7 protein-coding genes and 1 pseudogene are annotated in these 16,061 nt (G+C 73.7%); 6 read left to right on the forward strand and 2 right to left on the reverse strand.

The annotated features are described in order from the left end of the window. Window positions 1-83 precede the first annotated feature (83 nt). Entirely contained in the window at window positions 84-1,331 is a 1,248-nt protein-coding gene (locus tag ACFVX9_RS19720; protein ID WP_387982707.1) for a M20 family metallopeptidase, read from the reverse strand. Window positions 1,332-1,519: 188 nt separating this feature from the next. Between ACFVX9_RS19720 and ACFVX9_RS19725 the strand changes: the two genes are divergently transcribed. From ACFVX9_RS19725 to ACFVX9_RS19735, 3 genes are read left to right on the forward strand one after another with little or no spacing between them, the layout of a single operon-like run. Next, complete coding sequence (locus ACFVX9_RS19725) at window positions 1,520-4,027, forward strand: lantibiotic dehydratase (RefSeq protein WP_387982708.1); 2,508 nt, start codon at window positions 1,520-1,522, stop codon at window positions 4,025-4,027. Beyond that, window positions 4,024-4,881, forward strand: coding sequence for a class I SAM-dependent methyltransferase (locus ACFVX9_RS19730; RefSeq protein WP_387982710.1), 858 nt, complete (start codon window positions 4,024-4,026; stop codon window positions 4,879-4,881). The genes ACFVX9_RS19725 and ACFVX9_RS19730 overlap by 4 nt, the downstream gene beginning before the upstream one ends. Before the next feature lie 57 nt (window positions 4,882-4,938). Then, window positions 4,939-12,300, forward strand: a complete 7,362-nt coding sequence (locus ACFVX9_RS19735; RefSeq protein WP_387982712.1) for a thioester reductase domain-containing protein — start codon at window positions 4,939-4,941, stop codon at window positions 12,298-12,300. A gap of 132 nt (window positions 12,301-12,432) precedes the next feature. On the opposite strand, the gene ACFVX9_RS19740 is transcribed toward ACFVX9_RS19735, so the two are convergent. After that, window positions 12,433-12,981 carry a flavoprotein gene (locus ACFVX9_RS19740; protein ID WP_387982714.1) on the reverse strand — a complete coding sequence of 183 codons (549 nt, stop codon included), beginning with the start codon at window positions 12,979-12,981 and terminating at the stop codon, window positions 12,433-12,435. Window positions 12,982-13,098: 117 nt separating this feature from the next. Here ACFVX9_RS19740 and ACFVX9_RS19745 point away from each other — a divergent pair. The 3 genes and pseudogenes from ACFVX9_RS19745 to ACFVX9_RS19755 all read left to right on the forward strand — a co-directional run. Beyond that, window positions 13,099-13,287: pseudogene (locus ACFVX9_RS19745) on the forward strand (helix-turn-helix domain-containing protein); the annotation flags it as partial. A 529-nt stretch (window positions 13,288-13,816) separates the two neighbouring features. Continuing rightward, complete coding sequence (locus tag ACFVX9_RS19750; protein WP_387982763.1) at window positions 13,817-15,028, forward strand: hypothetical protein; 1,212 nt, start codon at window positions 13,817-13,819, stop codon at window positions 15,026-15,028. Continuing rightward, entirely contained in the window at window positions 15,025-16,059 is a 1,035-nt protein-coding gene (locus tag ACFVX9_RS19755) for a serine hydrolase domain-containing protein (RefSeq protein WP_387982716.1), read from the forward strand. Before ACFVX9_RS19750 ends, ACFVX9_RS19755 begins: the two co-directional genes overlap by 4 nt. Window positions 16,060-16,061: the final 2 nt, after the last annotated feature.

The following is a 16,061-nucleotide window of genomic DNA, read 5'->3' on the forward strand; positions in this document are numbered from 1 at the left end:
GGGCACCGGGCGGCCTTTGCCGCAGCACCGCCGCGGCCGGGGCGTCCGGGCCTGCCCGGCCGGGCAGGCCCGGACGGCGGCGGTCAGCCGGCCGTGCGGCCCGCGTCACGACGAGCAGTGCGGCCCGCGTCCCGACGAGCAGTGCGGCCCGCGTCCCGACGAGCCGCGTGGGCCGTGAGCAGCCGCTCCCGGGCCTGGTCGTCCTCGGCGGCCTGCACCGCCGTCCAGGCCAGTGCGACGGACGCCTGGAGCAGTGCCCGGTCGGCGGCCGGGGCCACGCAGGCCCGGGCGAACTCCGGCTGGTGGTTGACCGCGCCGCCGCTGTCGATGCCGATGCTGGGGTGCACGCTGGGCAGGACCCGGCTGACGTTGCCCATGTCGGTGCTGCCGGTGGGCATCGCGCGCTCCTCCTCCGGGGACACCAGGGGGCGGCCCAGTTCGGTCGCCGCCGCCCGGTAGGCCGCCACCAGGAACGGGTCGTGGGCCAGTTCGGCGTACGCGGGTGTCGAGCGGACCTCGTGGGTGCAGCCGGTGGCGACGGCGCCGCCCTCGAAGCAGGCCCTGACGCGTGCTTCGAGGCGCCCCAGGGACTCCATGTCGCCGGCCCGCAGGTTGTACAGGGCGCTGGTGTGCGCGGGGACGACGTTGGGCACCTCGCCGCCCCGGGTCACGATGCCGTGCACCTGCTGCCGCGGCTCGAAGTGCTGGCGGCCCACGCCGACGGCGACCTCCGCCACGGTCAGGGCGTCGGCGGCGTTGACGCCCAGGTGCGGGGCGAGCGCGGAGTGCGACTCCCGCCCGGTGTAGCGGACTTCGAGCTCGACCAGGGCGAGGGGGCGGGGAGCGCAGTTGTCCTCGGGGGCCGGGTGGACGAGCATCGCCATCGACACCTCGTCGAAGACGCCGGCCTCCAGCATGGCGATCTTGCCGCCGCCCTCCTCCTCGGCCGGGGTGCCCAGCACCATGACGGTGATGCCGAGGTCGTCGGCCACGTCCCTCAGCGCCAGGGCCGCGCCCACCGACGAGGCGGCGATGATGTTGTGGCCGCAGGCGTGACCGAGGCCCGGCAGCGCGTCGTACTCCGCACACAGCCCGACCGTGAGCGGGCCGCTGCCGTAGCGGGCGGTGAACGCGGTGTCCAGGCCGCCGGCGCCGGGCACCACCTCGAATCCCTCGTCCCGCAGCAGGCCGCTCACCTTGGCGGCGCTGCGGTGCTCCTTGAACGCGGTCTCCGGCTCGGCGTGAATACTCCTGGACAGCGCGATCAGTTCGTGTTCGGCGCGTTCGACGCTTTCGCGACAACCGCGCATGATCCGAGACGAGATTCGCATCTTCTCTTTCCCCTCCGCATGACCGGGATCTCCGTCGGCCGGATGGCCGGACAATTCCCTGGCCTTTTCCTTCCTACCGGAGTCTCCGACGAAAAGCGAGACCAGTCTGGAGAATTGACATGGCGTCACCGACAGATTCACTGACAGATTCACTGAAATATCCACTGACAGCGTCACTGACCTGGAACGTGCGGGCGGGCAACGGGGAACTCTCGGTCGAGATGATGCCCTGGTCGCTGCTGCGCGCGACCGGCTTCCCCGCCGGGCTCCTGGACGGGCTCGCGTCCGAGGAACTGCTCGGCACCGCCGCCGGGGTGCTCGCGGCGGAGCAGGCTGTCGCCGCCGAACGTACGCACTTCCTGGACGCGCTGTGGCCGGGGCTGCGGAAGGCCGTCCGGACGGTCGAACCGCGCCAGCGGTCGCTGCGGGCCCTCCAGAGCTGCCGCCGGCTGGTGGACGACGGCGCGCCCCTGGACGAGCGGTGCGCAGCGGTCCTCGCGGCGACCGGCGCGCCGGACTGGGCGCCCCGCTGGAACGCCCTGGTCGCCGCGCTCGACGAACGGCTGGCCGCGGCCGGAGCCGAACTGGAGGCGGCCCTGCTGCGGGCCCGGCTGCACACCGCACGGGCCGCCGGCCGCGACGACTTCGGGCACGCCGTGTTCGTGTCGAACCCCTCGTTCCACCACACCGCCCTGGAGACGCCGCCGCTGACGCACCCGGGCTGGGCGCAGGCGCGGGACGAGGGCGGCGCCCTGCCGCAGACCCTGCGTCGCCGGGTCGACACCCTGCACCGCTATCTGCGCCGGTTCGCCACCAAGTGCGAGACCGTCTCGTTCTTCGGCCCGGTGCTGTTCGGCCGCCTGGCGCCGGAGCAGGAGGAGACCCTGCTGGTCGGCGCGCCCGGCCGCGAGAGGGTCGTGGTGGAGGCGAGCGCCTGGCTGGTCGAGGAGCTGCGGGAGCAGGCCGCCCGCGAGGTGCCGCTGACGCGGCAGCGCGTGTGGCCCAGTCCGCTGTTCCGCCGGCCCGGCTCGTCCCCGGTGCTGGAACGGGCCGTGGACGGGCGCAGGTTCAAGGTCGCGGCGCCCGCGCTGGCCCTGTGGAGTGCCGCCGCCGCGGCGCCGGGGAGCCGGCTCGACTCGCTCGTCAGCGCCGCCGGCCCCGTACCGTCCCCGCATCGGGCGGGGGCGGACGACGCGTACGCCGCCGGGCTGGTGAAGGCACTCGGGCCGGCGCTGGTCGTCTCCCCCTGGCGGCTGCCGGCGACCGAGCTGCACGCGCTGACCAGGCTGGCGGCCGAGCACCCCACGGACACGGTGGTGAACCTGGCGGAGGTCCGCGACACGTACGCGCGGGCGCCCTGGCCCGAGCGGGCGGCGCACCTCCTCGCCGTGCGGGCGGCCCGCGCGGCGGACGGCGGGCGGGTCTCGCAGGACAGCGGACGGCACTACGCCGACCGCGAGCTGTTCCACGAGGACAGGTCGAGTCCGGTGAGCGAGCGGGTCGGCTTCGGGGCGCCGGTCGTGGAGCGCATCCGGGAGGTCACCGAGGCGGTGTTCCCGCTGGTGTTCCTCGCGGCGCTGCTGGCCAGGGAGGACGCCCGCGACGCCCTGCGCGCCGAGCTGGGGGGCGCCCCGGTGCCGCTCGCCGCCCTGGCCGCACGGGAGGTACCCGCTCGTTCACCGCGCCGCGACCGGCTGGACGCGGTGCTGCGCCGACTGGTCGGGCGGGCCGTGGAGGCCGCGGGAACGGCCGACGGCCGCCCCCCGGTCGTGGAGCTGAGCGGCAGCGAACTGGCCGAAGCGCTGGCGCCGCTGTGGGACACCGTGACGTACGGCCCCGACGACGCGTGCCTGCCGAGCCCCGACCTGATGGTGGCGGGCCCCGACCCGGCCACCGCCGACTGGGTGCTCTCGGAGCTGCACGACGACTGCAGCTCGATCTTCGGGGGGCTGGAGCGTCCGCTGCACAGCGACCCGGACGGGCTGTGGGCCGGCTTCACCGAGCGGGTGGCGCGAGCCGTGCCGCCCGGGACCGCCGCGACCATCGTCTCGCGCCGGCGCAGCGCCCATGTGACCCCCGAACTCCCCGGTGCCGCCATCGAACTGAGCGGCCTCTCGGGCAAGGACCGGGCCGACGTGGTGCCGATCGCGGACGCCGTCGTGCCCGCTTCGGCCGACGCGGTGGTGGTGGGCGGCCGGCGGCGGCTGCTCTACCCCGGCGACCTGTCGTCGACGCTGCACCGCGCGGTGTCCAGGCCCGCGCTGGTCCCGGTGCCGGTCGACCTCGGCGCGTACACCCCCAGGATCGTGGTGGACGGTGTCGTGGTCCAGCGTGCCCGCTGGCGGCTGAGCATTCCGGAAAGGGCTCCGGAGAAGGCCGCGGACACCGTCGCCCAGTGGTTGTCCGTGCAGCGGCTGCGGGCCGCCCAGGGAATTCCGCGCCACGTCTACGTGAAGCATCCGGCCGAACCGAAGCCGCTGTACGTCGATTTCGCCGATCCGCTGTCGGTGATCGATATCGCGCGACTTCCCGAAGGGGAAGTCGTCGTGTCCGAAATGCTGCCCACCCCGGACCAGCTGTGGTGGCGCGTCGCGGACGAAACGCATTGTGCCGAATTCCGTCTCGGCTGCATCGTGCGGCCGGTGACATCCGACAATCCGCCGACCCCGGAACAACAGGAAGAGAGCGCGTCATGACCGAGGACCTCCGCATCACCTCACTGGTGAGGGACGCTTACGACAAGGCCGCCGAGCAGTACGATTCCGCAGGTCAGATGATCTTCCACCCGCTGGGGAAGATGATCGCCGACACCCTGGAGCTCTCGCCGGGCGAACGGGTGCTCGACATCGGCTGCGGGCGCGGCGCCTGCCTGTTCCCGATCGCCCACGCGGTGGGCCCGGAGGGCTTCGTGCTCGGCATCGACCAGGCCCAGGGCATGGTCGACGCCTGCACGGCCGACATCACGGCCCGCGGGGTCGCCGGCCGGGCCCGCGCGGAGCTGGGCAACGCCCAGGACTTCGCCTTCGCCGAGCCGTTCGACGCGGCGAGCGCCGGGATGGTCCTGTTCCTGCTGCCCGAGGCGGAGAAGGCGCTGTCCTGCGCCGCCGCGGCGCTGCGCCCCGGCGGCAGGTTCGCCGCGACCACCTTCCCCACCGAGAACGGCAGGCTGGCCGCCGGCTGGGAGTCCGCCGAGATCCTCTCCGGGGTGCTCGCCAAGTACCTCCCCGAGGGTGTGGACGACCCGTGGCAGGTGGTCCTGGGCCTCGGCGGCCCGCTGGCCGGTGAGGAGTCCACGGCCGCCGCCTTCCTCACCGCCGGCTTCAGCGATGTACGGATCCGCCACGTCCCGGCGGACTCCCGCTTCGAGACCATCGACGACTACCTGGCGTGGACCAGGACCGTGACCACCCGCGTGCAGTGGGACCTGGTGCCCGCGGAGCGGGTGGCCGAAGCGACCGACGAGGCGCGCGAGGCACTGCGGGTGCTCGCGGGGCCGGACGGCTCCCTGTCGTTCTCCTGCCCGACCAGGACCGTGCTGGCCGTCCGCTGACGGCACGACCGCAACCGTCTACCAAGCGCTGAACACAGAGCCGAGAGGTGCGATGACATGGCTCCTGACACGACCCCTTCGCTGATCCGTCCGCTGTCCGAACTGCTCGGCGGACACGCCGCCCGGATCGGGGACAAGGTGGCCTTCGCCGACGCCCGGCGGGGCGTCGGCTACCGGGAACTGGATCTGCGGACCTCTCGGCTCGCCGGCCGGCTCGCCGCGCTGGGACTGGAGAAGGGCGGCCGCGCCGCCGTCCTCATGGGCAACAGCGTGGAGATGGTGGAGAGCTGCCTCGCCGTCATCCGGGCGGGCGGCATCACCGTGCCGCTGAATCCGCAGGCGTCCGAGGCCGAACTGGTCCACTTCCTGCGGGACTCCGGGGCGTCGGTGGTGCTGTGCGACCCGGCGCGGCTCGACGTGCTGCTGCGCGCGGTGGCCGCGTCCGGCCCGTCCCGGCCCTCGATCGTGCTCACCGGCGACTCCCCCATGGCACCGGCGGACGCCTCCGGCGCAACCGCGGACATCACCGCGTACGAGACGCTCGCGGCCACCCCCTACGACGGACCGGTGCCCGAGGAGAGCCCGCTCGACGCTCCGGCCTGGATGCTCTACACCTCGGGCACCACCGGCCGCCCCAAGGGGGTGCTCTACTCCCTGCGCAGCTCGCTGTGGCTGGTGGAGGCCTGCCACGTGGGCGTGCTCGGGATGACGCAGGACGACCGACTGCTGTGGCCGATGCCGCTGTTCCACGGCCTGGGCCAGAACCTGTGCGTCATGGCGGTCGTGGCCGTGGGCGCCGGAGCCCGGCTGATGAGCGGCTTCGCCCCTTCCGAGGTGCTGGACGCCCTGCGCAACGACGGGGTGACCTTCCTCGCCGGGGTGCCGACGACGTACCACTACCTGCTGGACCGTGCCCGCCAGGAGCACACCCGGCTGCCTTCGCTGCGGCTCGGGTTCGTCGCCGGTTCGGCCAGCGGCGCCTCCCTCGGCAGCCGTTTCGAGGAGGCGTTCGGGGTCCCGCTGGTGGACCAGTACGGATCGACCGAGACCGGCGCGATCACCTCGAACCGGCCGACGGGCGACCGGGTCGCCGGGGCGGCCGGGCCGCCCGTCCCGGGGGTGGACATCCGCCTGGTGGACAACGGTTCCGGCGCCGAGGTGCCCGACGGCGAGCAGGGCGAGGTCTGGGTCAGCGGCCCCAACCTGATGCTGGGCTACCACGGGCAGCCCGACGCCACGGCGGAGGTACTGCGGGACGGCTGGTACCGCACGGGCGATCTGGCCCGCCGGGACGCCCTCGGGCAGGTGACCCTGACCGGCCGTCTCAAGGAGCTGATCATCCGGGGCGGCGAGAACATCCACCCCGTCGAGATCGAGGACGTGGTGCGCACGGCGCCGGGCGTGGCCGACGCGGCGGTGGGCGGGGAGCCCCACGAGGTGCTCGGCGAGGTGCCCGTCGCGTACGTGGTGCCCGGTCCCGAAGGCGTCGACGTCCAGGCGCTGTTCGAGCACTGCCGGACGCGGCTGTCCTTCTTCAAGGTGCCGGAGAAGGTGTACGCCGTCGAGCACGTTCCGCGCACCGCGTCCGGGAAGGTCACCCGGCATCTGCTGGCGGACGCGGACCCCCGGTTGCTCGGTACGGCGTCCACCGGCGGGCCCGGGGAGCACGGGGGCCTCGGGCCCGAGCCCGACCGGGGCGAGTGGGCGGGCCGGCTCGCGGCGCTCACGGCGGCCGAGCGGGCCCGGACGGTACTGGACCTGGTCCGCGCCGAGGTGGCGCTCGCGCTCGGCGTCGAAGCCGAACGGGTAGCGCCCACACGGCCGTTCGTGGATCTCGGCCTCGGCTCCCTCGCCGTCGTGGCGGTCGGGCGGCGGCTGTGCGCGCTGGTCGGGCTGCGACTCCCGGCGACGGCGGTGTTCGACCACCCGACGCCCGCCGCCTTCGCGGACCGGCTGGTCGCGGAGCTGACGGACCTGACGGGGCTGACGGAGCCGTCGGACACCCGCGCGCTCTCCGAAGCGTTCCCGGCCGAGCGCACAGCCCCCGCGGGGCCCGACCCGGACGGCGCCGAGCCGATCGCCATCATCGGCATGGCCTGCCGCTTCCCCGGCGGGGTGGAGTCACCCGAGCAACTGTGGGACCTCGTCGCCGCAGGCCGGGACGCCACCTCGGACTTCCCCACCGACCGGGGCTGGGCACTGGACACCCTGTTCGACCCCGACCCCGACCACCCCGGCACCAGCTACGTCTCGCGCGGCGGCTTCCTGACCGACCCGTCCGCGTTCGACGCCGGATTCTTCGGCATAGCCCCGCGCGAGGCGACCGCGATGGACCCGCAGCAGCGGCTGATGCTGGAGGTCGCCTGGGAGGTCTTCGAACGGGCGGGCCTCGACCCGACCGGCCTGGCCGGTTCGGAGACCGGCGTCTTCGTCGGCACCAAGGGACAGGCGTACAGCACGCTCGCCGCGCCCGGGTCCGAGTACGAGGGCCATCTCGGCTTCGCCACCTCGGGCAGCGTGATGTCCGGCCGGGTCGCCTACACCCTCGGCCTGCACGGCCCCGCCGTCACCGTCGACACGGCCTGCTCCGCGTCCCTGGTCGCCCTCCACCTGGCCTGCGGCTCCCTGCGCTCCGGTGAGTCGCGGCTCGCGCTCGCGGGCGGGGTCACGGTGATGTCCACCCCGGACGACATGATCACCTTCAGCAGGCACCGGGGCCTCGCCCCGGACGGCCGGGTGAAGGCCTTCGCCGGCGCGGCGGACGGCACCGCCTTCGGCGAGGGCGCGGGGGTGCTGCTGCTCGAACGGCTCTCCGACGCGCAGCGGGCGGGCCACCGGGTGCTCGCCGTGATCCGGGGCAGCGCCGTGAACCAGGACGGCGCGTCCAACGGGCTCACCGCGCCCAACGGCCGGGCGCAGCAGCGGGTGATCCGCCGGGCGCTCGCCAACGCCCGGGTGGCCGCCCACGAGGTCGACCTGGTCGAGGCCCACGGCACGGGGACCATGCTCGGCGACCCGATCGAGGCCGAGGCGATCCTCGCCGCGTACGGGCGCGGCCGGGACCCTCAACGGCCGCTGTGGCTCGGCTCGGTGAAGTCCAACATCGCCCACACCCAGGCCGCCGCGGGCATGGCCGGTGTCATCAAGCTGGTGGAGGCGATGCGGCACGCCGTCCTCCCGGCGACCCTGCACGTGGACCGTCCGTCGCCGCACGTCGACTGGTCGTCGGGGAACGTACGGCTGCTCGACGAGGCGCGGCCGTGGACGGCCGCCGACGGACGGCCCCGGCGCGCCGGGGTGTCCTCCTTCGCCATCAGCGGCACCAACGCCCATGTCGTCCTGGAGGAGGCGCCGCACTTCCCCTCGCCCGAGGAGGCCCCGGCCCCGGCCTCGCCCGAGGGGACCCCGGCCCCGGTCTCGCCCGAGGAAGCCCCGGCCCCGGTCCGGGCGCTCACCGCCGTGCCGTGGCTGCTGTCCGCGAAGTCCCCGGCCGCGCTGCGCGACCAGGCCCGTCGGCTGGAGTCGTTCCTGCGCGCGGCGCCCGGGCGGGACGCCGTGGACGTGGGGCGCACCCTGGCACTGTCCCGGGCCGGGCTCGAACACCGGGCCGCCGTCGTCGCGGACCTCGGTCGCGGGGCGAACGGCGCGGACAGCGCGGAGGGTCTGCTGCGCGCACTCGGCGCGCTCGCGGAGGGCGAGCCCGCGGCCGGACTGACCACGGATCACGCCGGTGCCGCCCGGACCACGGCGTTCCTCTTCACCGGCCAGGGCTCCCAGTGGGCGGGCATGGCCCGTGAACTGTACGAGGCGTTCCCGGTGTTCGCCGAAGCGCTGGACGCGGTGTGCGAGCATCTGGCGCCGCAGGTACGGCAGTTGCTCCTTGCCGCCGTCGGCGACGACGCGGCGGAGGACGGGCGCATCCACCGCACCGGTATCGCCCAACCCGCCCTGTTCGCACTGGAGGTCGCGCAGTTCGCGCTACTACGGTCCTGGGGGGTGCGCCCCGACGCGCTCGCCGGCCACTCCCTCGGCGAACTGGCCGCCGCGCACGTCGCCGGGGTGTTCTCGCTGGCGGACGCGGCCCGGCTGGTCACCGCCCGGGGCGAGCTGATGCAGGCGCTGCCCGAAGGCGGCGCCATGATCGCACTGGAGGCCACGGAGGAGGAGGTCCTGCCGCTGCTCACCGGCCGGGAGTCCCGGCTGGGGATCGCCGCCGTGAACGCGCCCCGGTCCGTCGTGGTCTCGGGCGACGAGGACGCCGTGGCGGAGGTCGCCCGGCTGGTGGCCGAACTGGGCTGCAGGACCAAGCGCCTGACGGTCAGTCATGCTTTCCACTCGCCCCGGATGGACGCGGTGCTGGAGGAGTTCGAGGCCGTGGCCCGGACCGTCACCTACCGTGCGCCGGACCTGCCGATCGTCTCCACGGTCACCGGCGCCCTCACCGGTGCGGAACTGCTGACACCCGCGTACTGGACCGGGCAGCTGCGCTCGGCCGTCCGGTTCGCCGCCGCGGTGCGGACCCTGCGGGAGCGGGGCACCGACACCTTCGTCGAACTCGGCCCGGACGCGTCCCTGACGGCCCTGGTGCGCCAGATCGCCGACGACGCCGACGCCGACGCCGGCGGGGGTGACGGGGGTGACGACGCCGACGGGGGTGACCGGACGGGCGGCCACCGTGCGCTGCCGGTCTCCCGGCGTGACCGACCCGGTGCCGCGACCGCCGTCGCAGTCGCCGCCGCGCTGCACACCGCCGGTGTCCCGGTCGACTGGGCGGCGTTCTTCGACGGCACCGGCGCCCGCCACGTCACGCTGCCGACCTACGCCTTCCAGCGCAAGCGTTACTGGTTGCCCGCACTCGCCGGCCCCAGCCCCGCCCCCGCCCCGGCACCGACCGCGATCGCCGAGGCGGAGGCGGAGGCCGCAGCCGAGGAGGCGGCCCCGTCCGGGCGGGTACTCAAGCCGGGTGAGCGCCCGGAGGTCGCCGCCCGCCTGGCCGGCGTGCTCGCCGGACTGGACGAGGAGAAGCAGCTCCTCCACATGATCGACCGGATCGCCACCCGGGTCGCGGCGGTGCTCGGCCACGACAGCGCGGACGCCATCGACCCCGACGTGCCGTTCCTCGAACTCGGCGTCGACTCCCTCATGGCCGTCGAGATGCGCAACCAGTTCAGCGACTTCTGCGGGGTGAGCCTGCGACCGACGCTCGTCTTCGAACACCCGACCCCGGCGGTGCTCGCCGACCACCTGCTCGCGAAGGTGCTGGCCGCGGTGTCCGCCACGCCGGGCGTCGACGAGGACGCGGTGGACTTCGCCTCCGAGGTCGTCCTGGCGGCGGACATCTCCCCCGCCGACGAGGTGATCCGGGTCGCGGACGACCCGCGGGAGGTGCTCCTCACCGGTGCGACCGGGTTCCTGGGCGCGTACCTGCTGCGCGATCTGCTGCGGACGACCCGTGCGACCGTGCACTGCCTGGTCCGCGGGGCCGACGAGGCGGACGCGTGGGCGCGGCTGCGCAAGAACCTGGAGTGGTACGAGTTCTGGGACGGCATCGACCCGGACCGGTTGTCCGTGGTCGTCGGCGATCTCGCCCGGCCGCTGCTGGGGCTGGCCCCCGAACGGTTCGACGCCCTCGCCCGCAGCGTGGACAGCGTCTACCACGCCGCCGCCACCGTCAACGGCCTCTACCCGTACTCGGCGTTGAAGGACGCGAACGTCACGGGCACCGCCGAGATCCTGCGCCTGGCCGCACGGCACCGCACCGTGCCCGTCCACCACGTCTCGTCCACCGGCGTGTTCGCCGCGGAGGCGGTCCCCGGGCAGGCGCTCCAGGTGACCGACCCGCCGGGCCCCGCCGAGGCACTGTCGTCCGGCTACCGGCAGACGAAGCTGGTGGCGGAGCAGATCATCGAACTCGCCAGGGGGCGGGGCCTGCCGGTCTCGGTCTACCGGGTGGACGAGATCTCCGGCGACTCGGAGCGCGGCTTCTGCCAGACCCACGACTTCGTCTGGCTGAGCATGAAGGGCATCGTGCAGGCCGGTGCCGTCCCGCAGGATCCCGCCGGCATCTTCCACCTGGTGCCGGTCGACCACGTCAGCGCGGCGATCCTGCGGCTGTCCCGCGACGACCGGGCGGCGGGCCGCAACCACCACCTCGCCAACGGGACGCACCTCCCGTTCTCCGCGATGACGGAATCCCTCCGCTCCCTCGGCTACCGGCTGGACGAACTCCGCTGGGACGCCTGGGTGCGGCGCATCCGCGCCGACCGCGACAACGCGATGGTCCCGATGATCGACGCGTTCGAATCGACCATCTACAGCGGACGCAACCACTACCTGTCCGTCGACACCTCGCAGACCCGCGAGCTGCTGGCCGGTACCGGCGTCGACTGCCCGCCGATGACGCGTGAACTCTTCGAGAAGTACGTCGGGTTCTTCGTCCGCGTCGGCTACTTCCCCGAGCCGGACGCCGGCGCCGGGGGCGGCCTCGTCGACACCGGTGCGCAGGCCCTCCGGGTCCGGGAGGCGGCGTGGGAGGACCTTCCGGCGATGGCGGGCATCTGCTTCGAGGCCTTCAACACCCTCAACGCCTCGCTCGGCCTCGCCCCGGAGTGGTCGTCGGTGGACGAGGTGACGGAGATGTTCCGGGACCGGCTCGTGGCCCCGGGCTGCCTCGCCTACGTGGCGGTCGACGGCGCGGACTCCGTGACAGGCTCCAACTTCCTGGTCCTGGGCGAGTCCGTCGCCGCCTTCGGCCCGCTCAGCGTCGCGCCCGGCGCGCAGGGCGGCGGCGTGGGCCGACTGCTGATGGACGAGGTGATCGGCGCGGCCGCCCGGCACGACCGCGGCTCGGTCCGGGCCGTCCAGGTGACCAACAACCTGGGCGCGTACCGGCTCTACTCCTCGCTCGGCTTCGTCCCGCACGAGCAGCTGTCCCTGGTCGCCGGGTACGCACCGCCCACCCCGGCGAACATGGCCGGCTTCACGGTGCGCGCGATGACCGAGGACGACGTACCCGCGTGCCAGGAGCTGTACCGCTCGGTCAACGGCCATGCACGGGACGGCGAGATCCACATGGCGGCCAAGCGGGCCTTCGGCTGGTCGCAGCCGTACGTGGTCCTGGACCGGTCGAGCGGTGCGCTCGCCGGCTACACCACGGGCCTGTCCGACCTGGGCCATCTGACGGCGGCCTCGGAGGCCGCGGCACGGGCGCTGTACACGGGCGCCGGCGAGCTGATGCGCCGGGCCGTCCCCGACGGCCCGCCGCCCCGGCTGCGCATCCCGGGCCGACTGCTGCCCGAGACCCTGAGCTGGGCCTTCCACACCCGGGGCATCACCCTGGAGCGGCTGGAGACGCTGGTGGCACGCGGCTCGTACACGGCGCCGCAGCAGGGGGTGTACTGCCCAGGGCTGTCCTACTGAGGCACCGTCGCAGGCGAGGGACGCGTTGGTCCAAGCCCTGTCGTCCCGACGCGAGTCGGGAGGCCGTTGGCCGGGAGAAATCTCTGGCCAACGGCCCCAGCGGTCACGGCGGCCGGGATCCGCAGCCGGGTGTCACCGCCCGATGGACTCCTCGGCAGCCCCGAGTGCGGCCTCCCACGGGTAAGCCTCCGGTCTCCCCTGGCCCGGATCGTTCGAGACGAAGCCTCCTTCGCCGAGCAGCACTCGGACGCCGGAGTCACGCAGGGTGGCGACGCTCCGGGGGAACTGAGGGTGCCCGGTGAGCGCCGTGTTCGTACACGGCATCACCGACAGCGGGATTCCCTTGCCGATCGCCTCGGCCGCGAACCCTATGACCCAGGAGGTCGTGAGGCCGAGCGCCAGGCTGTTGATGCTGTTCATCGTCGCGGGAGCGAACAGAACCGCGTCGGCGGGCGGAAGCACGTCCGGCTCGCCCGGCCGACGGTACGTGGACTTCACCGGGTGGCCGGTCAGGCGGTTCAGCTTGGGAAGCTCGTCCTGGAGCCAGCTCGCCGCGGTCGGGGTGAGCCCGAGCGCGACCTCCCACCCCCTGAACTGGGCGTGGCGGACGACCTGCGCCATGTTCAGGACCGGCGGGGCGGCGGAGCCGAAGAGGTACAGGACCGGGCGCGTGGTGGACATGGCAGTCATCGAACCCCGTGGGGATGGCCGGCGGCAAACCCTGCCGAATTCGATGATGCGCCTGACTACTTGGCGCTACCGTCGGACCACCGGGCCGAACTCCTCAAGGAACGCGCCATGACCGACTTCACGCCTGACACCGTAGGCAAGCGGATCAAGCAGACCCGCAAGCTCCGACACATGACCCAGACCGAACTCGCCCTGAAGGCGCGGATCTCGGCGTCCCACATGGCTCAGATCGAGCAGGGCAAGCGGCAGGCCGGCCCGGCTGTCCTCGCCTCCATCGCCAGGGCACTGACCGTGCCCCCGGCCGATCTCGAAGGACGCCCGTACATCGAGGAGTTGCGGCGCGACCAGCTCGACGGGCTGATCCAGCCGATCCGGGAATCCCTCGACATCTTCGACCTCGGAGCCGACCCGGACGTGGCACCGCGTCCGACCGAGGAACTCGTCGACCACACCGACCGGGTCTGCCGCCTGATCCGGGCGTCGGATCTGCGGAGCGCGGCGGCCGAGCTGCCCGGCCTGATCACCGAGACCACGACCGCGGCGCACAGTAGCGGTGATCGACGTCTCTGGCAGGCCCTCGCCATGCAGTACCGCTCCGGCTACGACCTCGCGAGCAAGCTCGGGTTCCAGGACCTCGCGTCGATCTCCCTCGACCGCATGGGATGGGCGGCGGAGCGGGCGTCCGACGCCGTGACCGCGGCGATCAGGCAGTACAGCCGGGCTCTGGCCTACCTGCGCGCCGGCCAGTACCCCCGACCGGCTCACCCTCCGGATCACCGGCGGCCACCCGCTGCACGGTACGACGACCGTCCAGGGCAGCAAGAACATCGCCCTGCACCTGTACGCTGCCGCGATCCTCGCCGACCAGCCGCTCACCCTTACCGGCGCCCCCGCGATCCTCGACACCGGTGTGTGCGCGGAGATCCTTCACCGCACCGGCACCCGAGCCACCATCGCCGAGGGTGAGTTCGAGACCCGGCCCGCCGACTCCTACTTCCCGGTCATCCCCGACGACCTCGGACGGTGCATCCGGACCACCGCGGTCATCGCCGCCGCCCTGCTGGCCCGCTCCGGCACGGTCACCTTCCCACTGCCCGGCGGCGACGCCTTCTGCGCCCGGTACATCGACCTGCACCTGGCCGCCATGGAAGCCGCCGGCGCCGACGTCGAGGTCAACCGGGGCCGTGTGCGCGCCCGCTTCACCGGAACGAAGCGCCTTCCGTTCATCACCAACGTCAGCACCAAGAAGTGGGGCCCGAGCCTGGGCGCAACGGTCACCGCGATGCTGCTGGCCGCCCGCACGCCCGGCACGTCGTCCATCCTCGGGCCGAGCATCGAGCCCGAGGTCACCGTATCCGCCGAACTCCTGGCTCGCTCCGGCGTCGGCATCACCTGGCAAGGCACGGACGCCCTGCACGTCACCGGCACCGACCACATCGCCGGCGGCGTCTTCCCGGTCCCGTCCGACCGGCTGGAGGCCGCCACACTGGCGCTCGCCGCCGCGATCACCGGCGGCACCGTCCACCTCGACGCCTTCCCGCCCTGCGGCTTCCCGCCAGGCCTGGTCTCGGTCTTCGCCGACACCGGGATCCTCCTGACCGCCGAGCGCGGCGGAACGACGGTCACCGTACCGGCCGGGCTGCATGCGGCGGAGATGGCCACCGGCCCCCACCCGGGTTACCCGACCGACGTCCAGCCCCAGCTGACCGCGGTCCTCACCCAGGCCGCCGGAACGTCCCGGATCGAGGAGCGGATCTACAGCCGGCGCGACACCCACCTCGCCGCGCTGCGCAAGTTCGGCGCGGTCGTCAACGCGGAGGGCCAGCTGATCACCGTCGAGGGGCCCTCCGGGCTCGCCGCCGCTGACGTGGCGGGCGAGGACATCCGGGCCGCGACCGCGCTCGTGCTCGCCGCGCTGGCGGCCGAGGGCACCTCTACGATCCGGGGCATGTACCACCTCCGGCGCGGCTACGGCGACCTGCTGCCCAAACTCGCCGCGCTCGGTGCCAGCCTGACGATCGACCGGGAGATGCCGTGACCAGCACCAAGCCGTTGAGCCCCGACACCGTCGCCGAGCTGCAGCAGTGCCTCGACCTGCTGGTCGACGACGGCGCCCTGCCCGGCGGCGTCCTCGCCCACGGCGCCCGGAACGGCCGGCCCGCGTTCGTCTCCTCCGGCGTCGTCGCGCCCGAGTGCGGGAACGCCGGGCCCGGCCCGGACACGCTCTACGACGCCGCGTCGCTGACCAAGGTGCTGGCCACCTGGCCGCTGATCGGGCTCACCGATGGCATCACCGCCGACACCACGGTGCGGGACCTGCTGCCCGACCTGCCGGACCAGGTGCCCGGCGCGAACGTCACGGTCGGGCAGATCCTCGCGCACACCTCCGGCCTGCGGCCCGAGACCCGCCTCGACCAGTACCGGGGCCGCACCGAACCCCTCGCGGAGCTGATCTGCGGCGAACCGCTGATCGCCGAACCCGGCGTCGGCCACCGGTACATCAACCGCGGGTTCATCCTCCTCGGCCTCGCGCTCGCCCACCTCCACGGCCGCCGCCTGGACGAGCTCGCCGCCGACCTCTGGCAGTCCCTCGGCATGACCCACACCGCCTACGGACCCGTCAGCCACTCCGCCGACGTCGCCCCGACCGAGCAGCGCCTCCCCGGCGGCCCGCGGCTGTGGGGCATCCCGCACGACGACAACGCCACCCTGCTCGGCGGCGTCGCCGGCCACGCCGGCGTCTTCACCACCCCGGCCGACCTGGCCACCTTCGCCGACCGGCTCCTCACCGCGTACACCTCCAGCCACGGACTGGGTGCCTGGCTCCGCACCAGCATGGAACCGAAGGCCGAGATCGAGCCCGGGCTCCACCGCGGCCTGGCCTGGATCCTCGCCGACGGCGGCCGGGTCGCCTACCACCACGGCTTCACCGGCACCAGCCTCTACCTCGCCCCGGACACCGGCCGCTACCTGGCCATCTGTACCAACGCCGTCTACCACCACCAGAACAACCGCACCCGGCTCGCCCCGCTCCGCAACCTCGCGCTCAAGGCCGTCGCCGCCGACTGAGA

This window comes from Kitasatospora sp. NPDC058243 (genome assembly GCF_042882025.1).
Taxonomy (GTDB): domain Bacteria; phylum Actinomycetota; class Actinomycetes; order Streptomycetales; family Streptomycetaceae; genus Kitasatospora.

Bases quoted from the DNA above. Each gene is read 5' to 3' on its own strand.
- ACFVX9_RS19720 (WP_387982707.1), bottom strand. From the start codon at position 1,331: ATGCGAATCTCGTCTCGGATCATGCGCGGTTGTCGCGAAAGCGTCGAA.
- ACFVX9_RS19730 (WP_387982710.1), top strand. From the start codon at position 4,024: ATGACCGAGGACCTCCGCATCACCTCACTGGTGAGGGACGCTTACGAC.
- ACFVX9_RS19735 (WP_387982712.1), top strand. From the start codon at position 4,939: ATGGCTCCTGACACGACCCCTTCGCTGATCCGTCCGCTGTCCGAACTG.
- ACFVX9_RS19740 (WP_387982714.1), bottom strand. From the start codon at position 12,981: ATGTCCACCACGCGCCCGGTCCTGTACCTCTTCGGCTCCGCCGCCCCG.